This is a genomic window from Natronotalea proteinilytica (assembly GCF_055379935.1).
The window spans coordinates 2,258,775-2,283,810 of record NZ_AP043947.1 but is presented as its reverse complement, the minus strand read 5'-3'; the positions used below and the strand labels follow the sequence as shown (position 1 = coordinate 2,283,810).

The window sequence follows — 25,036 nt, the reverse complement described above, 5'->3', positions numbered from 1 at the left end:
AGAGAAACGTCCATTCCCACACGAGGCCGACTGACGAAGTAAATCCGGTGCTTCGGAAGAGAGCGAGTCCGCGAACCATACAACCGGATTTGGCATGAGACTACTCCTCCAGTGCAGCTTCGATCTCATCCAGCCCCCAGTACACATCTACGATAGTGTCCTCTTCAACGCGCAAGGTTCTTGGATCACCAACCGCCGAGGAACTTTCAGGCGTTGGACCGTCTGAAACGACGTCTGAAACGATATCCCTCTCCTGAATGACGAAAATAGGTATCCCGGGTTCTATATTTAGATCGTTATCCCCCCAGATAAAGCGTAAAGCCTCCTGGTTGAGCCAGTGTTGTCCACTTGAAACCTCGTGGAAATCGGTAATCGATTGCAAGTAAGAAAAACCTTCTTCCGGATCCGAGTCAAGGGCTACACCACGGGTAACGAATACTCGGTCCTGTGATTTGGCTTTTTCACGGTGCTCGTCAATAAACGCCCGGATGGTGTCATGGCGATCCCTTTGTGCTACGATACACCAGCTTGCAGACACATATGTCAGTACATACTCCGGACGCACCTGGTCGTCCTCAGAGGGAAGCCGATCGCGGTGTTCAAGACCCACAGGAGTACGCTCATCTGTTGTGTCGGCTTTAGCCAACGCTGACGGTGTAGCGGGCGTGTCGTTGGCTTGAAGAGCACTGCCTCCAAGGAGCAAAATACTTACAAAGAGAAACGAAAGGGCGTTATGCATCATCGGTCTACAATGTGGATGGTTGGAAAGGGATCGGTCTTTTGTGCTACGTAGCCATTGGAGCCGATGGCGTAAAACACGCGGTCGGTTGTTCCTAAAGAAGTTATTGTGCCATTTTCTACGTTAAGCACATACGTGTCATACGTAATGGGTGAATGCTCACCGTGAGGGTTCCAGTTGGCGGGGCGGTATGCGTACTGAACAAGTACATCATCATTTTCGAGCGAAACCGTGCTCGCAGGATAGTGCGAATCGTTCGGTTTAGACCCAACCCATGGACGGCCATCAAACGTCTCTACGGTAACGTCCATTGGCTTCATGCCGAGAATTGAAACGGTGTGTTGAAGGGCTCCGTCCTTATAGATGTCCACTTCGTTTGAGTACGCATGGACTGCAATTATGCGGTTGTCTTCCATGCAGTGAAGGTGACCCGCCGTCATGAAAGGATGGAACTTAGGCTCAAAATCATCTAAGTTGCTGGGCAGTCGCCCGAAATAGTCGTGGACGTCGTACGGAGGGTCCTTGCGAAGAAGAACATGGTCTGTTTCTTCGTCATCAGCGTTACGCTGTGGGCTTACGTACGCGTAAACCGTTTCCCCTGAAAAACAGATGTCCGTAGGCTCGCGTTCGGAAATGAGGCCTTCGGTATGGTCGAAGCCAAAGTTGTTTGCGGAGTGAGCCAGAGTCGTGAAAAATGACTGCCGACCGTATCCCTCCAGTACGCCCACGTGCCCCTCTGGCGTTGTGAAGAGACGAGACGGAGACATAAACTCGCCGGGCCCTTGTCCGCGGGTCCCGCTCTCATAGACGCGTTCGCCTGTCATGGCATCAACAGCGAGTTGGTATTTGTCACGGTCTAACGTATAGATCTGCTCGTCATGAACCAGCACATCGGCCAGGTCGCCAAAGAATCGATCTTCAGGATCCTCCTCATCGCCAATTACGATGGTGGATTCGTGCTCCTCCATGATCCAATCGTAGGAAGTAGCAAGCTGAGAAGAGAGTGTAGAACTGGCTACTGCTACAATACACAAAAGAGCAAGCCAGACATATCTATTTGGGCGTGGGCAGACCATGAAGATAATTGAGATTGGCACGTGTGATGTGTGAGAGACCACCTGACACCACAAAAGACATGATTGGTCTGGTGTCAGGTCAGTCCGTACTCAAAAAGGCTACTGCTTATTATTTACCAGTCACAACCTGACTCCCAACATCTAAAACTTTCTCCTTCGGGAAGATACATGCAATCAAAGTCTAACCAAAACATGCAAGAAGCACCAGCACCACAGGCTGTGTTTGAGCACATAGCCGACGTTGGCTCGCTAAATAAATTTGTTCCGATGACAGAGTCAAGGTTGTCTACATCCACAAGGATGACCTTTTCTTCACTAGCTTTTTCGGGCTCATCACCAATGTCAGGCCCGTCACTAACGGAGAAAAATAACCCCATGAATAAGGCTAGAGAGAGAGAGCTTTAAAAGTCATGACAAAAAAACTTTATTGTTTTAAGTTTGCGAGCACAAAAACTATATCAACCATCACTTCCCATTGCAAATACCTCAAGCATATTAACTCTATCTTCATCATGGGGGTTACCTTGGAGGTATTTATGAATTGAGATACGGGATGACGGGCGGACGCGACAACATCCTGTTTCTCGTGGCGATGTACCAGCGGCATGACCTATAGCCCCTCCGCGTCGGTTGCAGGTGTTCTCCTCATGTCACCGGACCCCGGGTGTCGGGTTCATAATCGAGATGGGCGCCGGTGTTCAGGACCTCGACCAGTGCATCGAGGGCTCGCTCTATTTCGTCGTTGGTATTCCACACAAAGGGGGCCATGCGCAGGAATTGATCCTGGCGGCTGTCGGTGTAGATGTGTTTTGTTTTCAGATATTCGCACAGGTGGTGGGCGTGGGGCACCTCCAGCACCAAAAGGGCACTGCGTTCGGCTGGATCCCGTGGGGAGCGTATGGCAAACGGCGCGGTTTCAGCACGCTCCCACACGATATCGGTCATCTGCTGGATGTGTGCGTGCACCGCATCGAGGCCCACGTCCAACAGCAAACGCACCCCCTCTACCGCATGGTAGAGCGGGGCAATCGCAGTGGTACCGCCCAGGAAGCGGCGGCGTACGTCGGGGTGCGGGGCCGGTGTGTCGTGGAAGGCGAAGGGGTCTGCATTTCCAAACCAGCCTGTGAGCCGGGGCGTGAGCGGCACATCGTTTCGCAAATAGACAAATCCGTTTCCCGAAGAGCCACATCCTTCTTTCAGAAGCCCGCCCATGTACACATCGGCCCCTATCTCGCCCACATCGATGGGAAAGGTGCAGGCGCTGTGGTAGCCATCGATTACGAAGAGTGCGTTGTGTGCGTGAGCGGCCTTGGCAACGGCCTGCAGGTCGGCATCGGGGAGGCGCTGCCCGGTGGTGAATCCGACGTGGCTGAGCACCACGAGCGCGGTGTCTGGCCCGATGCGATGAATGACCCGCGCCACATCCACATGCCCGGATTCGGGGCGATCGACCACCGCTGGGGCGAGTCCGTTCAGGGCATGCCACCGTTGCACGCTGTGTTTTACCGAGGGGAAGGCGCTGTCCATGTACACCACCTCGTCTCCGCGCTCGATGATTTCGGGGGCTGAGAGCAGGCATTGCATGGTCCAGTGCACATGAGGCTGCATCACGCAGGTGCCATGGGGAGCGCCCAGAAGTGGAGCGATAAAGGCATCGCCGAGATACAGCGGAAGCGTCCACCACCCGACGGATTCATCTGGGCTGGTGGTGGGCTCCCAGTGGTTGGGCACATCGTTCCACGCATCGACACCCCGCGTACGCCAGTCTTCGGCAAAGCGCTGGAGCATGTCGGGGACGCGGCGGGGCATGAGTCCGTGCGTGAAGGCGCGCAGTTCAATGGCCGCCTCGGGGTCGGGCTGGGCAAATTGGTCACGCAACGATGCGACGGTTGAGGGGGCACTCATGGGGGCGTGGTAGGCTGAAGCTGAGGAGCATAGAAGATGTGGCGTATCCCTCTAAACCACGAAAAGCCCTCCGGAGCAGCGGAGAGCTTTCGTGTATTAGATTGTGCGTACAGGGGTTACGCCTCGTCGGCGACCACGTGTACGTAGCGGCGGTTGCCCCGGCTGCGGGCAAACTGTACGGTGCCGGTTTCTTTGGCGAAGAGCGTGTCATCGCCTCCGCGGCCTACGTTTTGGCCGGGGTGAAACTTGGTGCCGCGCTGCCGGACGATGATGCTTCCGGCTTTGACGAATTCGCCGCCGTACGCTTTTACGCCGAGATATTTGGGGTTGGAGTCGCGACCGTTTTTGGTCGAACCCATTCCTTTCTTGTGAGCCATGATGCCTCCTGTTGTTGTGCTACAAGCGAGTGGTGGGGGCGCAGGGCGTTGCAGGACGAAGCCGCGCCACTTACGCAGCATTCACTGCGTCGATTTTTATTTTGGTGTATTGCTGACGATGCCCTCGTTTCACGCGGTAGCGCTTGCGTCGTTTCTTTTTGAAGACGATGACTTTGTCGCCTTTAACCTGGTCGAGCACGGTGGCGTCTACGGTGGCGCCGTTTACGGTGGGGCTGCCAAGCTGTACATCGCCTTCGCCATCGGAGAGCAAGAGCACTCGGTCGAAGGTGAGGGTGTCGTCAGCTTCGGCCTCCGAATGATACGGCACGTAGACCGTGTCGTTGGCGCGCACCTTGAATTGTTTGTCTTTCACGTCAACAATCGCGTACATAGGGATCTCTGCTTTGGAGCGGTGGATTGAGTACCATCGCGAGAGTGAATAATTTTGTTCAGACTCTGCCCACGGGCACGCTCGCGCAAAGTTTCGCCTATTCCTCCCTTACAGATTCGGTTTTATGATGAAGCTCACTGTTGACGATCAGACCTTTTCGCCGGGCAAGCTGCTGTGCATCGGGCGCAATTACGCCAAGCATGCCGCGGAGATGGATAGCGATGTGCCGGATACGCCAATGGTTTTTCTGAAGCCGTCTACGGCGCTTGTGGGCAGCGGGGGCACGGTTGAGATTCCTGCTGCGTCGAGCGAGGTGCATCATGAGGTGGAGCTGGTGGTGCTTATTGGCATGGGAGGGCGACACATCAACGCTTCGGATGCGCTTGATCATGTAGCGGGATATGCAGTGGGGCTCGATATGACAGCGCGCGACATTCAGTCGGCAGCGAAGGCCCGGCGGCATCCGTGGTCGGTGGCAAAAGGATTCGACACGTTTGCGCCGCTTGGGCCCATCATGCCGGCCTCGGAGGTTGGCGATCCACAGCAGCTTACGCTTGGCGTATCAGTCAACGGCGAGACGCGCCAGCACGGCTCTACCGAGCATATGATCTTTTCCGTGGCGGATCTGATTGCGTACTGTTCGTCGGTCTTCACCCTAGAACCGGGCGATCTGATCTACACGGGTACGCCAGAGGGCGTGGGTCCCGTTGCTCACGGCGATGTGCTGGAGGCGACGTTCTCGGCGGGGCCTGCCTTGCATGTAACCGTGGAGAATGCGTCTGGTGGATGAGTGGGGGTTGTGCACTGAGTGCATTCAACGGTGACATTGAGGTTTGCCTGTCTGAATGCTACAGTTGTCCAGGCGTTCTGGAATGGTTCTAAGTGACCTCAACAATGGTTTTGGGGATTGCCGGTTGGTTTCCCCTCCATCCTACCCTTCCTCCCCGAGGAGGAAGGAACCGTGGAAGGCGTTCATCAAGTCCCCCTCAGAGGAGGGGGGTTTAGGGAGAGGGATTCTGCCAAATCACATATATTAAGCACTTATGCGAAACGCAGCACCGTACGAATGAGAGCGTGTATTAACAACGTCGGGGCGCACATGATACCGATTTGAAACGCACAAAACCCCAACTTCATGCCTGTCTCTACTTACTACTCTGTCACACCTGAAAGTTAGGGGAGAGCATGAGTTGCCAACACGCATAGTCATCCCGGCCAAGGCGCTCCCAGCGCCGCAGAGCCAGGATCTCCCTCGAATTGGGAAGGACCGTTGAATCACCAGTAGCCGCTGAACCTCGCGGAGATGGTTCGGATGCGCTCATCATGACAGGCTTTTTGGAGGGGGGACACAGAGGTTGGCACGGTCCTCCGCTTCTTAGGGCTAGTCTATGCACACAACTCGAGATGGTGATAATCGTTGATCACGGGTTGCAATCTGGACTTGTTGTTGACTGTTGTTGACGGGATCATCAACGTATTGGCCAGAACGAGGGACGGCGCCCGCGGGACCTCGTGCGGCCGATGCCTTTTCTGGATCCTGGATCGCGCTCGCAGGCTCGCTTGCCTGTCCTGAACTCGATTTAGGATCTGGATGACGTTCGGCAGGGAGGCATTTGGGTTGAAAGGGAGCTTTCGTCTCCCAGCACCGTCCCCCCGACACGTCATCCTGAACTTGATTCAGGATCCATTCCCCCGACTATTCCCCCGACTATTCCCCCGACTATTCCCCCGAGAAGACGCCCAGATGGGTTCTTTTTGTAGGATCCAATTGTAGGATCCAACAGTCTCTCATTGAACAGGCGGTGGAGGAAACCAACGTTAAATAAACAACATAGCGAAGAAAAAGTGGTAGTGGATAGACGCTAAATGATAAGGTGGTTGGAGACCGCAGTTTTGTCTTGTTCGAACCCCCTCTCCCTACGGGTTTCTCCCCCTTAGCCAAGGGGGAGATGTCCACAGGATCACGCCTGCGGCGAAGCTCGAAGACAGAGGGGGTTTGAGCGTGTTGCGATGATGTAAACCACATGTCAATCACTTAATGCCTTACCGCTACCGAAAAAGTTATGTGCAAGGACTAGGCTCCTTAAGGGCGGAACGCGCGGATCTACATCGCCTGCTCGCGGGGCATAACCAGCACCTCCTCAACATTCACCCGGTTCGGGGCAGTAATGGCATAGTGGATCGACTCGGCAATGTCGATGGATTCGAGCGGTTCCATTTCCATTCCCTCGAAACTATCCAGCACATCCTGATCGGTGATGGTGTTGGGCAGTTCGGTAGCTACCGCGCCCGGCTCAATACTCGTCACGCGAATGTTGTGCTGGTTCGAGAGTTCGTTGCGCATCCCTTCAGACAGTGCCCGCACGAAAAACTTCGTACCACAGTACACCGCACCGCCCGGAAAGACGCGGCGCCCAGCTACCGAAGAGATGTTCACCACATGGCCGTGGCCCTGTTCAATCATGATCGGAAGGGCTGCCCCCACGCCATGTAACACCCCCTTGATGTTTACATCCACCATCTGCTCCCACTCTGCTTCGTGGGTCTTAGCCATCATCGAAAGCGGCATGATGCCCGCATTGTTGACCAGCACATCGAGGCGGCCATAGGTCTCATGAGCTGTATTGATGAGATGCTCTACCGCATCCCGATCGGTTACGTCGGTCGGCACGACCAGCGCGGTGCCGCCACCAGATTCGATTTCGTCGCGCAGGGCTGTCAGGCGTTCTTCGCGGCGAGCGGCCAGTACCACGCGGGCCCCTTTCGAGGCCAGCAAGCGCGCGGTTTCTTCACCAATCCCGCTAGAGGCGCCAGTAATCACAACTACAGTGTCAGTCAGGTCAGTCATGTTGAAACGGTTGCATTGAAGAGTATAGACCGGTGCAATATATCGGCGATCCGTGCTAAGGATCGTAACGTTGTTGCACAACACCGGAAACGGCCTACAAGGCGGTTCGTGCAACCCAAAGACATCCCCCATGCTGCCTCCCATAAACACGCTGTTATATATGTCTGACACCCCCGCCTGGTCTGAGGTCCTAACCGAGCATCTTTCTGTTTCTATTTCGGATACAAATGAAGCCCTCTCTCGTGTGCCCGCTGTGCAGAAGTGGATGCGCACCACCGCCGCTGAAATAGCAACTGAGCAGCAGCCGGCCAGCATGCAAGGCGGGATGCAAGCTTCCCACGGATATACATCTGCAAAACGAGCACTGCACGCGGATTTTTCAGAACTCCGCACCGCGATCCAGGATCATACGCATGGGCATGGCGATCTTGACCTGGAGTGGCGGCCCTTCTCACCGCACCTGAGTCAGGTACAGGTGCAGTTTGGGCGGGATGTGGAACTGCACGCCTTTGTGGCGCTCGATACGACAACCCGCGAGGCGCTCACTGACGTTCTAGACGCACAGTTTAAGCATCTTCCTCAGAGTGAACCGTTTCCGCGCCGCCCGCACACGCGCACCATCCTTGTAGCGCATGGAGACGACGCCGTGGGCGTGCGACTGCACCGGCATCACCCCAATGACGACGTGCATACGCACACCATTGCGCTGCTTCCCCCCACTGGCAAGCCAGACACCGGATACATGCGGTCCGATGCCATCACTGCCTTGCTAAATCGGTGGGCTTAATGTACAGTCACAGTTCAATGGTTGGATGGCAACCGGCCTTGCTAACGTCGAGCCCCCAATATGAGCAGGGTCATCCGCACGCGAAGAGATGCAGCTTCTCTGCTACGACAACGTAGCCACCTTATCGTCTTCCAGCGGCTCAATAGCATCGACAGCGGTAAGGCGCCAGCCGTAGGCCGCAGACGAATCGGTTGCCTGCACGCCGCACAGTGCGCCAGGCTGCACGAACTCGCTTACCACGCGTGCGAACGCCTCAGGATGATGCATGGGGATGGGATTCGCCACCGCCACCAGGCGTCCGTCTTTGATCGTGCAATGCCCGAGTCCGAACGGAATTGGCCCCTCCATCTTGGTACTCAGCCCTTGAAACGCTACACTCCAACCACGCATGCGCTGGACGAACTCGGCAACCATCCACATCTTTTCCTGACTATTCCCCAGCGTGCGCAGATGGCGCCGTGCGAAGAGCGACCGAACCATCTCTTCTAAGTCGTTGGCCCGGTCGGGGCGTACCAATGCGTCTCGCAGAAATCCAGGGTGAGTATCCATGGCAGCACTAAATGGTGATAAGATTGCACCGCATACACCCGTGCCCTGCGGGTCCGTTTCGTGAAGGGGTACCGATCCCCGAGCAATTCAGACGAGCCCGTTACAAAGTTGAACCTCCATACAACGTGGGTTGATTGTCGAGTCGAGGTTTGTACATTAATACACGATCTCAATGTATCTTGTACTATTACCCGTGCCTTATGCCTGAGTTTGCGAATGATTTAGACCTTGCCCTCCTCATCGAATACTCCGTCAACATCCTTGTGGGTGTGGTGGTATTCGTGGTGGCTAAGTTCATTGCCGGATGGTTCCGCGATAACATCCGTGCGATGCTCGACAAACCCAAGTACGACCAAATGCTGGCGCGCTTTGCTGGCAACCTGGTCTACTATGTCATCTTGGTGCTGGGTATTCTAGCAGCATTGAATACCGTTGGCGTTGAAGTAGCCAGCTTCATTGCCATTCTGGCCGCTGCTGGATTTGCTGTAGGTCTGGCGCTGCAAGGCACGCTCGCAAACTTTGCCGCCGGGGTCATGCTTCTCGTCTTCCGCCCCTTCGATGCGGGCGATGTCATTGAAGTAGCAGGCGAACGCGGACGGGTGCGCGACATCCAGCTCTTCTACACGCGCATCAACACAATGGATAACCAACTCGTCATCATCCCCAATGGCGATGTGTTTGGCTCCAGCATTCGCAACGTACTTTTCAACGACGAGCTGCGCATTACGTGCGAAGTCGGTACCGACTACCCGGCAGACATCGATCAGGCACGCACCGTGCTCAAGCGGGCCGCCGAGCGCATCGACGAGCGCATCGAAGAGCGTGGCGTACAGGTGATGCTCATGGGATTGGGCGATTCCTCCATCGATTGGGAGGTACGCCTGTGGATCCGCCCCGAAGGCTTTGCCGACCTGGCCCGTGTGCGCGACGACCTGACCCGCGCGGTGAAGTATGAGCTCGATGCAGCCGAAATTGGCATCCCCTTCCCACAAATGGATGTGCACATGGATCGGGTGGATGCGAATGGCGAGGTGGCTGCATAGCCGCCCCGTTGCTGCTTGCATGCTGGGGCGCCTGTAACGCATCTGTTGCGTTGGATGTGGAACGGAGCGCCCCACCTGCAGGTGTGTGGCTACCCCTAACACATCGTACTATTCATTCTGTCCCCTATACCCTATATGCCTACCCATTCTGCAGATGCCACCTGGAAAGGCGACCTCCAAAACGGATCGGGCACATTTGTTGGAGCCACCGGCTCCATTGAAGGGCCGTACTCCTTTGTGTCTCGTTTCGAAGGCAGTGACGACACCAGTCCCGAAGAGCTAATTGGAGCCGCCCACGCCAGCTGTTTCTCGATGGCGCTCTCAAACATACTCGCCGAGGATGGCCACACGCCCGACGATGTAACCACCACTGCCGATGTGGACCTGGACATGGTGGATGGCGACCCGGCCATTACGACGATCACGCTTACCACACGCGGCAAGGTGCCGGGGATTGACGAGGATACGTTCGTCGAGTATGCGCAAAAAGCCAAAGCCGGTTGCCCCGTGTCTAAGGCGCTTGCGGGCGTAACCATTAAACTCGACGCCGCCCTGGCCTAAACAAGCCAGCGACCATACGCTTCACGCATTGGCATTGTAGAGAACATCCCCGTTTTCTACAAGAGCCGCTGAGTCGATACACACCAACGGGCTACGCTCCACATGGAGGGTAGCCCGTTTGACGTGATGGTGAGCATTTCTCTCACCGCGACAATTCGTAGAGTGGGTCGCGGGGCTCGGCGTGGTCGGGCGGATGCGCATCAGCGTGGTGGCGCGGCTCTAGATGCGCCGTTACGCGCACTTTGTCGTTTGCAAACGTGTCGTGCAGCATGTCTTCCACATCGTGCGAGCGTTTGTGCGCTTCTCGGACTGACATGTCGCCTGGGAACATCAAGTGGTACTCAATCCACAACTGATCGTCGCTGCGACGATGGCGCACCTGGTGATAGTCAACGATGAGGCCGCTCACAACGGCTTGGTCAAGCACCCGCAGCACGCGGCGCGAGGTGTCATGATCGGCCTGATCCATGAGGCCGCCCAGTGACTTACGGAGCAGCCCTCCGGCGGTCCACAAGATGTTGGCTGCCACCACCAGCGCAGCCACCGGATCCAGCCAGACAATATCGGTGAGCCATACGAGCCCAACTCCCACCAGCACGCCGATGCTGGTCCACATGTCGGTAAGCACATGCTTACCGTTAGAAATGAGCACCAGGCTGTTGTACCGACGACCTGTGCGTACCAGATACCACCCCAGCACGGCATTCACCATAGTGAGTCCGCCAATGATGAGCAGTCCCACATCCAACTGCTGAAGCGATGGCCCCCGAATCAGATCCTCGATGGCCACCCATCCGATGACAAGCGCTGCGGCGGCGATGAGCACCCCTTCGAAGGCCGCCGCGAAATACGCAATTTTGCCATGCCCGTACGGGTGGCCCTGATCTGGAGGCGTAGCAGCATACCACAGACTGAACCCAGCAAACCCGGTGGCCACCAGATGAATGGCTGATTCGAGGGCATCTGAGAAGATCGCCGCACTGCCCGTGAGCCAGGCGGCTCCGCCCTTGCCCACCAGCATGAGCACCGCGACCGAAAGGCTCCAGATCATCGCCCGGCGGCGGGCGCGCTGCGCAACATTGCTCATAGCCGGGGCAAAATCTTGTGATATATGCACAGGAGTACCCTTGACGAGCAGCCTGCTTCGATGTTCATTGCAATGCGCGTCCTTCACCAAAAGCTGCCCGTTATGCTCCGTCTAGAACATGTTGGCATTGCAACAAAGAATGCCAAGCCCGTCCGCAAACTTTACAATACGGTCCTCCAAACTCTTGACTACAAGTCTGAAACCGTTTCTGATCAGGGGGTTACCACACACTTCTTAGCGCTGGAGAACACCAAGATAGAGCTGCTGGAGGCACTCGATGACACCTCGCCGGTGCATCGGTTTCTGGAGCAACGCGGAGAGGGGGTGCATCATCTGGCGTTTGAGGTGCCCGACATCCACGAGGCGTTTGACCGACTCCAAGAAGCTGGATTTACGCTCCTGTCGGATGCGCCTCTAGAAGGGGCCGACCAAAAGCAGATTTTCTTTCTGCATCCCAAAGAAACGCATGGCGTGCTGATCGAGTGTTGCAGCACTGCGTTCACGTGTCCGCCGCCCACGCATGTGTCTACCGAGGCCGGACCGGTGGCGTACTACACGTGGGGCGATCCGTCGCGGCCTACGGTGCTTTTGCTGCATGGTGCGGCGGGGGCTACGGCGACCGAAACCGCTGCGCTGGTGCCTCACCTGGAGCCCTACCTGCATGTGGTGGCTCTTGACTTTACCGGACACGGGGCCTCTGCCAATGTGGCGGCCGCGCAGGATCTGACTGCCGATCTGTTTGCAGCGAACGCTCGCGCAGTGTTGGACGCCTGCAGCGTAGATCAGGCCCATGTGTTTGGCTTTTCGATGGGCGGCAACATGGCCTTGCATTTGGCTCGTAAGGCGCCCGATCGTATCGACCGTCTGATGGTGCACGGGGCGCACATCGACTGGAAAACCGACACGGTGTCGGCTATGGAGCGTCGTCTGGAACGTGCCGATGCGCGTCAAACATCGATGAACGGATTACATGGCGACTGGGAGGCGCTATCGGCGGCGCTGCGCCGGTTTATCCGGAAGCTACCGGGGGCTGCACTGCGTCTGCGTCGTCAGATGCAAACGATCAACCACCCGGTGCTTGTCAGCATGGCGGATGCAGATGATCTGTTTCCGTTGCAGGCAGCACTCACGCTTCACAATGCGTTGCCCAATAGCCGCCTCGCCATTGTGCCGGGCACGCGCCACGCCTTGCAGCATCAGCGTGCTGACCTGCTGGCCCAGCACCTACGGACGTTTATCGGATAGGTATCGGGTAGTGCTCTGTGACAGGTCAATCTTCGGGTTGCAACGCCCCCACTTTAATGGATGTCATCTTGAGCGGAGCGGCTCCGTCTAGGAGACGTGGAGTCCTGACACGAGCGTAGCGACTGATGAGCGAAGCGAATAAAGATCTCCCCCGAACTGGGCAGGGCCGATCGATCAGAGCCTGCTGAGCGTCGCGGAGATGGTTCGACGTGCTCCGGGCTGGGCCCGTCGCGTGCACTCTAAAAGCACTTCTTCCCTGCGGTCAGGGCGCTCACCATGACAGGTTTTTTGGACGGACGCTAGAGCGTCTCGGCAGGCGTGGCGACGCGGAGAGGCCGTACGGTCATGCCTGTGGTGCCTCGCCACGAGAGACAACGAAGTGATGTTAAGGCGTCTCTCCCAGCCACCCTTTTTCTTTGGCTTCTTGATAGCCCTGGGCCCGCAGGCGCGAAGCGGCGTTATCCAGCGCTCCGTAGCCCCACTCGTTCCACTGCTCGCGGTTGCCGTAGTAATCGGTATGCGACTTGCGGCGTACCGTGTCGAGCACGCCCAAGTCATACGCCAGCTTCCAGGTTTCGGCCTTGGTCTGATACATAAGGGGCGTGTGGATACGCACATCGGCATCCAGCGCCAGTGACAGACTCGTCTGCATGCTGTCGATAAACGTGCGTCGGCAATCCGGATAGCCAGAGTAGTCGGTTTGGCACATGCCACCCACAATGTCGTGGATGCCTCGTGTGTAGGCCATGCTGGCTGCAGTGCTCAAAAAGAGCGCGTTGCGTCCGGGCACAAACGAAGCCGGCAGGTCGGCATCGTGGTCGTGGGGCGCATCCATGTCCTCGCCATCGCCCGTGAGTGCAGACCCAGTGAGGGAGTCATCGAGCGAAACCACATCAAAGCGAACCTCCGCGTCCTGGGCAATGGTCTGCGCCTGCTCCAGCTCCACCGCGTGCGTTTGTCCGTACGAAAAGCCAACGGCCTGCACGGTGTCGAAGTGATGGAGTGCCCAGAACAGGCAGGTGGTCGAGTCTTGTCCGCCCGAGAAGAGGACAAGGGCCTGGTCGGCAGGCGTGTGAGGGGGATACAGATCGGGGTCCATAGCGGTTAGGCGGCAGCAGGTTCGGGATGAACGAGGGCGTCGTCAATGCGGGGCGCCTGCGCTTCTGCACACGCTGAAATCGGTGTTTGGGTGACGGCGTAGCAGGTTTCGGTTTCTTGCACGCGCACCTGCAGATCGGTTACGCCGTGCTCGCGCAGCATGGCATACCCGTGGGTGCCCAGGTAGTGCGCCACATAATCCGCCAGATACTCGGTGGTGCTGGGGCCATCGAGCAGATAGTGCTTCACCCCCAGCGTAGCGAGCGCCTGCCGCAGGTCGGTGTCAGCGCGGTGGACGTACGTGCAGTGATCCCAGGCATCGATGAGCGGGGCCACCACGCGCTTCAGATCCTGAAAGTCTACCAGCATAGCCGAGGGGCCGGTGGATCCCTCCAGCTCGATCCAGCAGGTGTACGAGTGCCCGTGCAGGTTGCGGCACAGGCTTGGATGGTCGGCCAGGCGGTGGGCGGCCTCCCAGCGGAATCGTTTGGCTACCGTCATTGTAGCAACAGGCATCAGGGACAAAGTACGCGAGCCCCACGCATGGGCGGGGGTTCCGTTACGAATCGGTGCGGGCTGCAGGTTCCGGAACGGTTGCGTCCACAGTTGCCTTTACAGGACCTTGGTTTCTCGGGTGGAACTTCCCTGTGCATTTAGATTATGAGAGTGCGCATCAGCAAAACCGCCTGATGTGTGGTACATCTTGCCCAAGTGGCGGAATTGGTAGACGCGCTAGCTTCAGGAGCTAGTGGCCTTTACGGCCGTGGAGGTTCGAGTCCTCTCTTGGGCACTGACTTGATACTTGATGAACGCGCCCTGTTGCATCGACCTGCAGCGGGGCGTTTTTGTTTTGGGCGATCGTGCACTGCCACCACCTGAATGTTGGGAGGCAGCAGTTCAATAGTCCGTGATTGATACGTGGTTTCCATCATCGCAGTCCGCCTCGCCCCTCTGTCTCTGAGCTTCGCCGCGGACGTGGACTTGTGGACCTCTCTCTCGTGGAGTACCTTTAATGATCGCGGGATATCCACTTCGCTTCTGATCCTGGGTTACACGCCGCTAAACACGTACGAGCACTATTACATCTGTCACAGGTCAATCTTCGGGTAATGCATGTGCCCCCTACCGTACCGTGAATAACTCACACCCTTGTCATTGCGAGCAGAGCGAAGCACCCCGACCGCAGGGAGGAGTATTCGTTCGCTACCGCTCACAGCGCTACGGCTCTTCGTATGGCGCAGAGGCACCCGTAGGTGCGATGCGGACACAGTTCAAAGACGATATTCTGAAAGTCAACTTTTAAAAATTCGGTTTTTGAAATCGGGAGCCTATAGAAGAAACTATTGAACTTTGGATAGCTCTATTGTTAATAAGATAGCGCTTTAATGCAGTCTTCGCCACAGTTACCGACATGCCATGCCTTACAACAGCCACATTGAGACAAGGCCAGAAAAGTGTGGAGGAGCTCCCGTATTTCGGGGTACGAGAATTCCTATAAGCCTGATCAACGATTATATAGAGTCAGGCCATAGCCTTGACTACTTTGCGGAAACCTACAATCTTGATATTGAAATCGTCAGGGATGTGTACAATCAAATAAAAAACAATGATTACGATACAACAGTGCACGCATGAACGTTCTGCTGGACCACTGCATTCCACAGCGACTCCGGCACGAATTCCCAGACGATTACACAGTTGAGACCGCATCCTATCGGGGATGGCATGATCTTGATGACACGGAGCTTTTGAAACAAGCTGAATCAGAGTTTGATGCTTTTGTGACACTCGACAGAGGGTTTCCCGAACAGCAAAATCTACAGCGTTGGGACATCCGGATAATGATTTTGTCCATTAAACCAGCCGTTCTTCCCAATCTGATAGACTGCATTTCCTATCTCGTTGATGCGTTGGAAGAAGAAGCGCACGAAAAAGGACCGGTGATAGTGAAATCTGATAGGTTCAATATTTCGTAGCGGTTCAATGGTCCGTGATTGATAGCTGCGTTATATCATCGCCAGTCCGCTTTGTCCCCTCTGTCTCTGCGCTTCGCCGCGGACGTGGACTTGTGGACCTCTCTCTCGTGGAGTACCTGCTTAGCAGGCTTTAATGATCGCCCGGGGACCGCGTGCGTCCCCGGCTATCCTCACCCTCCGACTGAATCACGCTAAACAGCCCAGAAACCCGAAACTCACTCCCGGCGTCCACCTCAAACCCAGACAGGCTCTTACTGGCGTACAGCGGAAAACCGGTGACAGTGGTCACAAGGGGCGGTTTGCACCGTACATCTACTCTCTTACCTAACGTTGGCCGCCGATGAACGGCATTGCTGTTAACACCCTCCTGATGTCGCTTGGGCTGGTTGCGGCCGGATTCACGAGCGCTTTTCTGCTGTACCGGCTCTTTCGCTGGCTCGCTACGCTGGCCGACCGCAGCCGTTATCAGATCGACGGTCTTGTTCTCCGCATCATCGCGCGTCCGCTTAGCGTGCTGCTGGCGCTGGGGTCGGTGAACTACGCGCTCTTCCGGATTCCGGAGGTGCAGGCCCAATTCGGAGCGTGGAGCGGCGCCCAGAACGCGCTGCTCGTCATTACCGGAACGTGGATCTTTGCCAGCCTGGTGAAGGCCATCGTGCGGGAGTACGGTCTACCGATGGCCGAGCGCACCGATACCGATGTAGACGAGCGCGTGGTTCGACTGCTTGACCTTACAGCCGTCTACCTGATCTGGACGGGCGGTATTCTTATCGCCTTTCGTGAGATTGGCATTGAGATCACGGCGTTCATCGCCTCGCTTGGTATTGTGGGACTGGCGGTGGCGCTGGCGGCTCGTACAGTGCTCTCGAACGTGCTGGCAGGCGTTACGCTCACCGCCGACCGCAACTTTCGCGTGGGCGATCGCATCCAGGTGGGCGACTACATTGGGGATGTGCTGGAGATTAACCTGCACAAGACGGTCATCCGCACGCGCGACAACGAGATTGTGCTGATCCCGAATGATGTGCTCGGCAAGGAGGTCATCATCAACCATATGCTGCCCGAGCAGACGACGCGGATTGAGATGACGATCGGCATTGCCTACGATGCAGACCTGGACCGGGCCACTGCCATCTTGCAGGAGATTCTCTGCAGCTCCGATCGTATTCACGACGATCCACCGCCCGAGGTGAACGTGGCTGCGCTGGGTGACAACGCGACCGTGCTGCAGATTCTGGTCTGGATCGACCGCCCGCGCGGCAAGCGCTCGGTGCGCAACTCGGTGTACCGCCAGGCGCTGGCGCGGTTTGCGGAGGCTGGCATCACGATTCCATTTCCGCAGCGCACGCTTCATTTTGCGCCTTCCGCACAGAATGCGTCTCTTCTTTCCGACGGATCTGCAGTGTCAAAGTAGCTATGTGTACAGCGTTGCCTGAATGACCTGATTCGCTCCTTGCTGCTCTGCCTCTGCCCTCACTGGATGCAAACTGCCTGGTGGGGGCGTTTTCGTGCGTGCATGCAACATCTATACGGAACCGCATAAACAGTACCACCATACGAGCATATCCTTTGGGGGATAGACCTATCTTCCATCATGCTGCGATGCCCACTGCCTTTCGCGAAGGTCCATATCGATTTCATTTCTACAGTTCTGATTGCAATGAACCGATGCCTGATGCCTCCGAACGAATTCGAGATGTACGTGTGGTCAACCCGGCCAACGACACCGAAGGCCGTATCACGTTCGAACTTGTGGATGGCCGGGTGGTGAGCATACCGCTTTCGTGGAGTTGGCGGCTTCAAGAGGCTACCCCTGAAGAGCGCCAGAACTTTGAAATCAGTCCCAGTGGCTACGGCGTGCATTGGCCCGATGTAGACGAAGACCTAAGTGCTCGTGGCGCACTACGCGGCACACCGGCTCCGCGACCAGGTACGGTTCCTGCGCCTCATACGCCTGGCGACTGGTCGGCCCCTCGCATCAAAACGCTGCGGAACCGTCTCAATCTCTCGCAATCCGCATTTGCCAAGCGGATGGGCGTTCGTCAGGCCACCGTATCCGATTGGGAAACGGGCAAGCAAAAGCCATCTCGGATGGCCCGTCGGCTACTGGACCGAATTGCGGGGTCTACTAATGCGGCTCCTGAACAGGTTGCCAATTAGCATCACAGTGCAGAAGAGATGCTCGCAATGTGCAGGTGTGGCTCAGCGTGAGTTCTCTCGGGCGAGCAAGACCGCTTCCCCACATTTTCCCCGCAAACGTGCAACGGGCTCCGGTTCGTTCGAGATTATGCGATGTGGGAAGAAAGAAGAACGCCCCTGACAATCCCGGTAAATGGGCGTCAGAGGCGCTGAAGCATGCTTTTGTCTGTACCCGAGGTGGGACTCGAACCCACACGACGCACAAGCGTCAACGGATTTTAAGTCCGTTGCGTCTACCAATTCCGCCACTCGGGCTCGGGGTGCACTCCAAATCGTTCAGGTGACAAACCTGAAACGCCGTGTCCCGATACCAACCGCATCCGATGGGGTTTCGGACGTCCGTTGCTCCGTGAAGATCAATGCAGTTTCCACACGATCGATCCTTTTGATGCGCCTCGCGTTGATGCCCACCCTGCCAGTGCGTATCGTGAAAAGCAATGCTGACTGTTTCTGCCTATCACCTCTTTTCATGATGTCGCCTTTTTCTGCACTGCGCGGGGCACTTCCAATCGGATGCGCCGCATTGGTTGTGCTGCTTAGCAGCGGCTGCAATGTGTTCGATGGACTCAACAGCGATCCGGGTACCGATACGGAGGCGCTCATTCAAGATGCGCAAGCCGCCCTCGCGGATGGTCGCACCGGAGAGGCCGTTGATCTCATGGAGCGCGCCTACGAGGAAGCCCCCGAGCAAACCGCCGTCCGCCTGGAGCTGGCTAACGCGCTGCTGGAGCATCACGACCTGGACCTGCTCACGATGTATGCGGTCAGCACGTTTCTGACGGGCAGCGATGACGAGGACGATGCAGAGCAGAGTGCCAGCCCGGCGTCTTCATCTTCCGCCTGCACGCCCGGCGCGCCAGAGGCTGCCGATGAACCGCTTGCGTTTCGCACGGCGGATGCCTTCGCTCCGATCGACCGTCGCCCCGATGTGGTGCGCCGCGCGCATGGGCTGGTCGACGACATCCAGCCCGAGGAAAACCGCACAGCACGCATTGTGGGCGCGGCCACCGCCATGAAGGGCGCCCTGCAGTTCTACAACGAAACGCATCGCCTGAACGGCACCCTCGCGCGCACCGAGTCGAACGGCCTGCGCATCTGCACCAATAGCTCGGCGACGCTACAGCAACTCATCCCGCGCGTTTGCGAGGCCGCTGACTACTGGGAGACCGCCCACGCGCAGATGGTGCCCTACACGCAGGGGGCGTTCTTTGCTGATGCCGTCAGTGAGCTGGATGAGGCCCGGCAGCTGCTTACTGACGCCGCCAGCTGCTCTCCGTAACTCGCCCTCCGGGTTTCTCCCCCTTGTCCAACTAGTCTATGCACACAACTCGAGATGGTGATAATCGTTGATCACGGGTTGCAATCTGGGCTTGTTGTTGACTGTTGTTGACTGTTGTTGACGGGATCATCAACGGATTGGCCAGAACGAGGGACGGCGCCCGCGGGACCTCGTGCGGCCGATGCCTGTTCTGGATCCTGGATCGCGTTCGCAGGCTCGCTTGCCTGTCCTGAACTCGATTCAGGATCTGGATGACGTTCGGAAGGGGGGCATTTGGGTTGAAAGGGAGCTTTCGTCTTCCAGCACCGTCCCCCCGACACGTCATCCTGAACTTGATTCAGGATCCATTCCCCCGACTATTCATCCGAGAAGACGCCCAGATGGGTTCTTGTTGTAGGATCCAATTGTAGGATCCAACAGTCTCTCATTGAACAGGCGGTGGAGGAAACCAACGTTAAATAAACAACATAGCGAAGAAAAAGTTATGTGCAAGGACCTAGCCTTGTCCAAGGGGGAGATGTCCACAGGATCACGCCTGCGGCGAAGCTCGAAGACAGAGGGGTTCAGCAGACTTTGATAATGTGTGCTACGTGACGATGACTTACCGCTAAACCGCTGTCCGCTCTTGTTTTGTCCAAGACCCCGCTTCCCATGAAACGCCTTTTCTGGATTGCAACGGTGTGTACGCTCTGGATGCTGGTGGATGCGATGCCTGCCGCCGCACAGCATGCGTTTCAAACGCAGCGGGGCTACGTGCCCTCCATCGAAGTGCTGGGTCGGGGCGATGCCGTAGCGGCGCTTCCCGGCGAAGCGCGTCCGCTCTTCTACAACCCCGCCCATCTGGCCGAACTCCCCACACGCATCACCGCGTTTCAGTTTCACGGCGGCGGCAGCGGACACCTGGCCGACCAACTACGGCTGCTGCGGGGACCCATCAACCGTCAGCAGATTCAGCGTCCTGGAACGAACCTCGACAACTGGCGCACCATCCGCGACTCCACGCAGATCGTGGGGCCGCGCCCGTCGATGGCGGATATCTCGCTGGCGCTGCCGTCGTTCATCTACCGGCAGGGACCGTTTGGCGTGAGCGCCGGGGCGTTCGTGCACTCGGCTGTCGACCAGCGCTTTGGATCGGGCGGGGCCGGGTTTCCGAGCATCGATGTGCACAGTCGCGCCGATGTGCTGCTGCTTACGGCGGTGGGATACGACGCCTCACGATGGGTCGATGGGCTGTCGGTGGGGCTCACCACCAAGTTCACGCAGCGCTACCTGAGCCACATCAACGCGCCGGTTGGCCAGCTCCCCGACGGCGAGAACGTCCCGCTCACCGGGGCCAGTCCAATGATCGACCGAGCCTTCATCTTTAGCATCGATCAGCAGCAAAGCCCGGTTTGGGCCGCCCATGCGGTCGGACTGGATGTTGGTCTGCATTATACGATACCCTGGTACGAGGGGCCCGGAACCGTCACGGTGGCGGGGGCTGCCTTTGATATGCTGACCTCCAGGTTCTCCTATACGCTCCATGACGAGGCGCCCCCGCTGCCCGTGTTAAGCAGTCTGCTGCCCGATCAAACGCCGTACGTGGCGCAGGGCAATCTGGAGGTGCCCGACACGCTCCCCGAGGCCGATCGTTTTGACCTTCATCCTTCGTATCGGGTGGGGGCAGCGTACACGCTCGATGCGCTCGGGCCGCTTGACAATCTGGCGGTGGCGCTCGATTATCAGGGATACCGCCAGCCCGCCTTCAAGCAGGTGTTTCCGGCTCAGCTTCACCTGGGTGCGCAAGCGCAGTACGATATTTTGATTGGACGGGTGGGTCTCAATCAGGGCTATGTGACGTTTGGCGCGGGGCTGCGCATGGGGCATATTCATGTGGATTATGCGTTCTACGGACGTGAAGAGGGGCGCGTCCCCGGCGAAACGTACAACTATGTGAACAATATTCAGGTCGCCTTGCGGTTCTAACTGCACCCGTTCTGTCTACACCCCGCCGACAGCCTATGACTGACGCATCGTATCCGGTTCGCGTGCACGACGGATCGGTCTGGCACACGCTGCATGTGGCGCCGGGCACGAATCTGCGTGAGGCGTTGCTGCAGCACGATCTGTCGCCCTACACCGCAATCACGCAGTACGCCAACTGCGGGGGGCGCGGGCTGTGTGCGACGTGTGGGGTGTGGATCGAAGACGCGATGCCGCCCACGCATTGGCACGACCAACTGGCAGCGCGGTACGGATATCCGCGACTGTCGTGCCAGATCGTGGTGGACCGTCCGCTAACGGTTCGGCTGCTGCCCGACAAGCGCATCTGGGGGCGTCGCGATCCGAACGCGGCGACGGGGTAGCGGTATAGATCATGCGCTTATGTTTCTCTTTTTGTGATGTGCTTACCATGACCAATCCTTCGGTGGCTCCCCCCGACTCGCAAATTCGCCTAGCCGCGTACACCGATGTGTTCGACCGCATCGAGGCCCTGCTCGACGGCGAAACCGACTGGATCGCGGCGATGGCGACGGTGGCGTGCGAGTTGCACCACACGTTCGACTATTACGACTGGACGGGCTTCTATCGTGCGGTCTCCGACGATCTGCTTGTGGTGGGTCCGTATCAGGGCACGCACGGCTGCCTGCGCATCCCGTTTGATCGCGGGGTATGCGGGGCCGCAGCACGCACCCGCGAAACGCAGTTCGTGCCGGATGTGGAGGAAGCCGAAGATCACATCGCCTGCTCGTCCTCAACGCGCTCGGAGGTGGTGGTGCCCGTCTTAACGCCCGACGATACGCTGCTGGCGGTGCTGGATATAGATTCTGACACGCTGGATGCGTTTACGCATGTCGATCAGGAGATGCTGGAGCGGCTGTGCGAGCGCCTGGGCACGCAGTTCGCCGATACGGCTCAGCGATAGACCGATACTTGCTGGGGGCGCCCCACTTCGATCTGGGGCGTGCCCTCGTGCATGCGTATGATGCCGCGCACGCAAATATCGGCGTTGCGGTACATCCGCTCGGGCGCTTCGGGCCACAGGTGCCGGTTGTCGCCCCAGATGACGGTGGTAAACGGCTGATCGGGGTAGCTGCCGCCCATATTGATGAAGGTAGGCGACCCGCCGATGCGTTCCTGGTATGAGGTATTGGTGACGGATCCGCACACTTCGGCGTGGGTGCCCACATGCTCGTTCGCCTCGGTGGCATCTACTGTTACCGACGGTTCGCCGCTGGTTGTGCTATCGGGCTGAAGCACGCGTGAGAGGATGAGACCGACCAGCAGCACGGCTGTAAGGCCCACAAACAGCGATTTCCATTCAGAGAGGCGTTGCAGCACAGCACGAACACCGGTTGATGACAGCAAAGCAAACGCCCGTACCGCATACGATACGAGCGTTGCTCATACGCTGGATGGACTAGAACGTTTGCGGGCAGGCCGATTGCAGGGAGATTCTTCGATCTCGTGTCGACATGCCTGCCAGTCCCCAATCTCTGCTACCTGGTTCGTTGCGTCGGATTGGCACGTTGGACGCAGAGCGTCCATTCGTCCGTCGCGACGAGCGTAGCGACAAAGATCTCCCACGAACTGGGCAGGGCCGCTCGATCGTACAGCGCCTGATGAGCACCGAACAGCCCTGGAGGCGTCACAGCACGCTGTGACGTTACGAGACCTTCCCCTGAACGTACGCCTTCCTTGCGGTTAGGAGACGTACCATGACAGGTGTAGAGCTTGACACGGTCCTCCCGCCATAACATTCAGGTGTGACAGAGCACTAAGTAAAGACAGGCACGAAGTTGGGGTTTTGTGCGTTTCAAAGCGGCATCATGTACACCCGGACATTCTTAATACACGCTCTCATTTGCACGGCACCACGCTTCACATAAGTGATTGATCTATCTGGCTCTACGGAATCCCTCCCCCTAAATCCCCCTCCTCTGAGGGGGACTTGAGGAACCCCTTCCACGGTTCCTTCCTCCTCGGGGAGGAAGGCTAGGATGGAGGGGAATCCACCCGGCAATCCCTAAAACCATTGTTGAGGTCACTTATTGCTCTGTCACAGATCAATCTTTGGGTAACGCATGGTCACCTAACGTACCGAGAATAACCCACACCCTTGTCATTGCGAGCGGAGCGAAGCGCCCCGACCGCAGGGAGGAAGTGCTCCTGGGGTGCAATCTCATTGCTGTCAGACTGGATGCAGCCGCCCAATCAACGGCATGAGATCGCACCCCAGGAGTACTCGTTCGCTAGCGCTCACAGCGCCACGTCGGTCGCAAGCTCCCTCCTCGCGATGACAATTTCGGAACCTAACATTCAGGTGTGACACAGCACTATGCTGATGCGTACGGGATGTTGCACGTCAGTACAGTAGTTGTATCCGTATGAGAGGTTGAGCAGGTGGCCCCAAGCACACGGGCCCGATAGCGCATCACATCACGCACCAGCTTGGTGTCGGCGTCTATGGGGGATTCGATTGTTGGGTTGTCGTATTGGACGCGGAGCACCAATCTGTGCGGCGGTGCCTCTATTGTAAGACGAATACACCGCGGCGCGCCGTGCTGTTGAGCCAGTTCGATGGCTTCGCGAGCAATATGATAGACTTGCAGCGTCCACGTCGCACTGGGACGTGCGGGCAGCCGGTCTGGGCGCCTCACAATACACACAATGCCGGTTTGGTCTTCCACTTCGCGAGCCAGGTCGTCGAGCGCCTCGCCCAATCGGTTCTGTTGTAGCGATACCGGCATCAGCCGCTGCGATAGCTGTCGAGCCTGTTGCGCACTGGCGCGCATCTGCTCCGTAAGCGCGTCGAGCGCCTCGGGACGAATCGTCTCGCCCCGCGCTACCGCCGCACGTAAGTTTTGCATTTTCATGGCGGCAGCAGCCAGTCCCATACCCAACGACTCGTGCAGCTCCTCGCCTACGTGATGACGGGCTGCTGCATTCTCGGACATCATATGGCGAGCTGGGTCGAGCACCGGCGAAAATAGGCCCATCAGAAGCACTCCGTGAATAACACCACGGGTGTCTTTCAACGGAACGCATCGGCTTTCCATATCTCGATCGTCGCCCTCCGACGTACGCCAGCGAAGCGAAAGAACGGTAGAGGCACAGGATTCAGACATCACATTCTGTATACGCTCGGCCAAACGGGGCTGGTCGGAGGCCGCCACAAGCGATGCAACAGGCTGCCCCACTTGGCTATCGGCGGTGTACCCAGTGAATGCGTTGTAGGCAGCGTTCACGCGTTGTACCTCACCGGTCGAGTTGAGAACCACAACCGGCAGATCCAACGCATTGATTACCGCCGACGACGGGATGATGGAGGCATCGGTGGTGGAAGCAGGAGCTGAAAGCGTGGAAAAGGTAAGCACGACACCTGCAATATCATTACTTTCGGTGTGATGCGGCGCTACACGAACGCCATACCACGTATCGTTAGCATGCACGACACGGTGACACTGAATTGCCGAAGAGAGCGTCTTTTGCACCTCAGCAAGAAGCGTGGTGCTACATCCTACCGGGACCCAATCGGTCCATATGTGCTGTAGCGCGGTAGGCGGAGCATTGAGCACATTGGGCCCCTCGTCGGTATAGCGCGTGAGGCGCAGGTTTGTATCTAAAAAGAGGGAGGCGGTATTGTTGTTTTCGTTGGAGTCGGTCTCGATAGACACATCGGGGAGGGGTAGGTGCGAAGCCGCGGTGGTTGAGCAAAGAGCCATTCCTGCCGTGGAATCGGCCAAGCGCCCAGAGGGACCATTGGGTGATGTATGCATGCGCGTAAAGGCCGGGCAATAAAAAGAAAAAAGGCGGGCTGCTGTTGCTAGCACAACCACAAAGGTGGGAATCATGTATGATAATCAAAAAAGCGCAAGAGTGTAGCGCTCAGATGT

General features: G+C 57.5%; 25 protein-coding genes and 2 tRNA genes. 14 read left to right on the top strand and 13 right to left on the bottom strand.

All coding sequences use genetic code 11. The features are described 5' to 3' along the window. Positions 1 to 100 precede the first annotated feature (100 nt). From ACZ5AL_RS09110 to rplU, 5 genes are all read right to left on the bottom strand, one after another. Complete coding sequence (locus ACZ5AL_RS09110) at positions 101 to 742, bottom strand: hypothetical protein (protein WP_464510059.1); 642 nt, start codon at positions 740 to 742, stop codon at positions 101 to 103. Further along, positions 739 to 1,707 (bottom strand): hypothetical protein, encoded by a 969-nt coding sequence (locus ACZ5AL_RS09105; protein ID WP_464510058.1) that lies wholly within the window; start codon positions 1,705 to 1,707, stop codon positions 739 to 741. The genes ACZ5AL_RS09110 and ACZ5AL_RS09105 overlap by 4 nt, the downstream gene beginning before the upstream one ends. Positions 1,708 to 2,460: 753 nt before the next feature. Then, on the bottom strand, positions 2,461 to 3,720 hold the full coding sequence (locus tag ACZ5AL_RS09100; RefSeq protein ID WP_464510057.1) for an aminotransferase class V-fold PLP-dependent enzyme: 1,260 nt from the start codon (positions 3,718 to 3,720) through the stop codon (positions 2,461 to 2,463). Between the two features lie 116 nt (positions 3,721 to 3,836). Next, positions 3,837 to 4,097: a 50S ribosomal protein L27 gene (gene rpmA / locus ACZ5AL_RS09095; protein ID WP_464510056.1), complete on the bottom strand. Its 261-nt coding sequence runs from the start codon at positions 4,095 to 4,097 to the stop codon at positions 3,837 to 3,839. A gap of 70 nt (positions 4,098 to 4,167) precedes the next feature. Then, entirely contained in the window at positions 4,168 to 4,488 is a 321-nt protein-coding gene (gene rplU / locus ACZ5AL_RS09090) for a 50S ribosomal protein L21 (RefSeq protein WP_464510055.1), read from the bottom strand. A 124-nt stretch (positions 4,489 to 4,612) separates the two neighbouring features. Between rplU and ACZ5AL_RS09085 the strand changes: the two genes are divergently transcribed. Continuing rightward, positions 4,613 to 5,278, top strand: a complete 666-nt coding sequence (locus ACZ5AL_RS09085; RefSeq protein ID WP_464510054.1) for a fumarylacetoacetate hydrolase family protein — start codon at positions 4,613 to 4,615, stop codon at positions 5,276 to 5,278. 1,314 nt (positions 5,279 to 6,592) lie between these two features. On the opposite strand, the gene ACZ5AL_RS09080 is transcribed toward ACZ5AL_RS09085, so the two are convergent. Beyond that, entirely contained in the window at positions 6,593 to 7,336 is a 744-nt protein-coding gene (locus ACZ5AL_RS09080) for an SDR family oxidoreductase (RefSeq protein ID WP_464510053.1), read from the bottom strand. A gap of 160 nt (positions 7,337 to 7,496) precedes the next feature. Between ACZ5AL_RS09080 and ACZ5AL_RS09075 the strand changes: the two genes are divergently transcribed. Further along, positions 7,497 to 8,123: a hypothetical protein gene (locus ACZ5AL_RS09075; protein ID WP_464510052.1), complete on the top strand. Its 627-nt coding sequence runs from the start codon at positions 7,497 to 7,499 to the stop codon at positions 8,121 to 8,123. A gap of 102 nt (positions 8,124 to 8,225) precedes the next feature. On the opposite strand, the gene ACZ5AL_RS09070 is transcribed toward ACZ5AL_RS09075, so the two are convergent. Beyond that, complete coding sequence (locus ACZ5AL_RS09070) at positions 8,226 to 8,672, bottom strand: hypothetical protein (RefSeq protein WP_464510051.1); 447 nt, start codon at positions 8,670 to 8,672, stop codon at positions 8,226 to 8,228. 200 nt (positions 8,673 to 8,872) lie between these two features. Here ACZ5AL_RS09070 and ACZ5AL_RS09065 point away from each other — a divergent pair, with 200 nt between their 5' ends. Beyond that, entirely contained in the window at positions 8,873 to 9,715 is an 843-nt protein-coding gene (locus ACZ5AL_RS09065) for a mechanosensitive ion channel family protein (RefSeq protein WP_464510050.1), read from the top strand. Between the two features lie 135 nt (positions 9,716 to 9,850). After that, positions 9,851 to 10,276: an OsmC family protein gene (locus tag ACZ5AL_RS09060; protein ID WP_464510049.1), complete on the top strand. Its 426-nt coding sequence runs from the start codon at positions 9,851 to 9,853 to the stop codon at positions 10,274 to 10,276. A 142-nt stretch (positions 10,277 to 10,418) separates the two neighbouring features. On the opposite strand, the gene ACZ5AL_RS09055 is transcribed toward ACZ5AL_RS09060, so the two are convergent. After that, the gene (locus ACZ5AL_RS09055) at positions 10,419 to 11,363 is read right to left on the bottom strand and encodes a cation diffusion facilitator family transporter (protein WP_464510048.1); all 945 of its coding nucleotides are present in this window, start codon (positions 11,361 to 11,363) and stop codon (positions 10,419 to 10,421) included. A 102-nt stretch (positions 11,364 to 11,465) separates the two neighbouring features. Between ACZ5AL_RS09055 and mce the strand changes: the two genes are divergently transcribed. Continuing rightward, positions 11,466 to 12,608, top strand: coding sequence for a methylmalonyl-CoA epimerase (gene mce / locus ACZ5AL_RS09050; protein ID WP_464510047.1), 1,143 nt, complete (start codon positions 11,466 to 11,468; stop codon positions 12,606 to 12,608). A gap of 385 nt (positions 12,609 to 12,993) precedes the next feature. Here the strand turns inward: mce and queC are convergent, their stop codons facing one another. Together queC and ACZ5AL_RS09040 are read right to left on the bottom strand one after the other, a co-directional pair. After that, positions 12,994 to 13,707 carry a 7-cyano-7-deazaguanine synthase QueC gene (queC, locus tag ACZ5AL_RS09045; protein ID WP_464510046.1) on the bottom strand — a complete coding sequence of 238 codons (714 nt, stop codon included), beginning with the start codon at positions 13,705 to 13,707 and terminating at the stop codon, positions 12,994 to 12,996. Between the two features lie 5 nt (positions 13,708 to 13,712). Further along, on the bottom strand, positions 13,713 to 14,222 hold the full coding sequence (locus ACZ5AL_RS09040; RefSeq protein WP_464510045.1) for a 6-pyruvoyl trahydropterin synthase family protein: 510 nt from the start codon (positions 14,220 to 14,222) through the stop codon (positions 13,713 to 13,715). Between the two features lie 189 nt (positions 14,223 to 14,411). Here ACZ5AL_RS09040 and ACZ5AL_RS09035 point away from each other — a divergent pair. The 5 genes from ACZ5AL_RS09035 to ACZ5AL_RS09015 all read left to right on the top strand — a co-directional run bounded on the left by ACZ5AL_RS09035 (position 14,412) and on the right by ACZ5AL_RS09015 (position 17,842). Next, a tRNA-Leu gene (locus tag ACZ5AL_RS09035) sits at positions 14,412 to 14,496 on the top strand. Between the two features lie 626 nt (positions 14,497 to 15,122). Next, positions 15,123 to 15,341: a DUF433 domain-containing protein gene (locus ACZ5AL_RS09030; protein WP_464510044.1), complete on the top strand. Its 219-nt coding sequence runs from the start codon at positions 15,123 to 15,125 to the stop codon at positions 15,339 to 15,341. Continuing rightward, positions 15,338 to 15,682, top strand: a complete 345-nt coding sequence (locus ACZ5AL_RS09025; RefSeq protein WP_464510043.1) for a DUF5615 family PIN-like protein — start codon at positions 15,338 to 15,340, stop codon at positions 15,680 to 15,682. Before ACZ5AL_RS09030 ends, ACZ5AL_RS09025 begins: the two co-directional genes overlap by 4 nt. Positions 15,683 to 16,022: 340 nt before the next feature. Then, positions 16,023 to 17,096, top strand: coding sequence for a mechanosensitive ion channel family protein (locus tag ACZ5AL_RS09020; RefSeq protein ID WP_464510042.1), 1,074 nt, complete (start codon positions 16,023 to 16,025; stop codon positions 17,094 to 17,096). A 254-nt stretch (positions 17,097 to 17,350) separates the two neighbouring features. Continuing rightward, a complete protein-coding gene (locus ACZ5AL_RS09015; protein ID WP_464510041.1) occupies positions 17,351 to 17,842 on the top strand; it encodes a DUF2442 domain-containing protein in 492 nt (163 codons plus the stop codon). Between the two features lie 208 nt (positions 17,843 to 18,050). Here ACZ5AL_RS09015 and ACZ5AL_RS09010 read toward each other — a convergent pair. Continuing rightward, positions 18,051 to 18,136, bottom strand: a tRNA-Leu gene (locus ACZ5AL_RS09010). Positions 18,137 to 18,350: 214 nt separating this feature from the next. On the opposite strand from ACZ5AL_RS09010, the gene ACZ5AL_RS09005 reads away from it, so the two are divergent. From ACZ5AL_RS09005 to ACZ5AL_RS08990, 4 genes are all read left to right on the top strand, one after another. Beyond that, a complete protein-coding gene (locus ACZ5AL_RS09005) occupies positions 18,351 to 19,160 on the top strand; it encodes a tetratricopeptide repeat protein (protein WP_464510040.1) in 810 nt (269 codons plus the stop codon). A gap of 651 nt (positions 19,161 to 19,811) precedes the next feature. Further along, positions 19,812 to 21,125, top strand: coding sequence for a hypothetical protein (locus ACZ5AL_RS09000; RefSeq protein WP_464510039.1), 1,314 nt, complete (start codon positions 19,812 to 19,814; stop codon positions 21,123 to 21,125). Positions 21,126 to 21,160: 35 nt separating this feature from the next. Next, positions 21,161 to 21,505 carry a 2Fe-2S iron-sulfur cluster-binding protein gene (locus ACZ5AL_RS08995; protein ID WP_464510038.1) on the top strand — a complete coding sequence of 115 codons (345 nt, stop codon included), beginning with the start codon at positions 21,161 to 21,163 and terminating at the stop codon, positions 21,503 to 21,505. A gap of 47 nt (positions 21,506 to 21,552) precedes the next feature. Next, complete coding sequence (locus tag ACZ5AL_RS08990) at positions 21,553 to 22,065, top strand: GAF domain-containing protein (RefSeq protein WP_464510037.1); 513 nt, start codon at positions 21,553 to 21,555, stop codon at positions 22,063 to 22,065. Here ACZ5AL_RS08990 and ACZ5AL_RS08985 read toward each other — a convergent pair. Beyond that, positions 22,056 to 22,508, bottom strand: a complete 453-nt coding sequence (locus ACZ5AL_RS08985) for a hypothetical protein (RefSeq protein ID WP_464510036.1) — start codon at positions 22,506 to 22,508, stop codon at positions 22,056 to 22,058. The genes ACZ5AL_RS08990 and ACZ5AL_RS08985 overlap by 10 nt on opposite strands. Positions 22,509 to 23,476: 968 nt before the next feature. After that, positions 23,477 to 24,886 carry a PAS domain-containing protein gene (locus tag ACZ5AL_RS08980; protein ID WP_464510035.1) on the bottom strand — a complete coding sequence of 470 codons (1,410 nt, stop codon included), beginning with the start codon at positions 24,884 to 24,886 and terminating at the stop codon, positions 23,477 to 23,479. Positions 24,887 to 25,036: the final 150 nt, after the last annotated feature.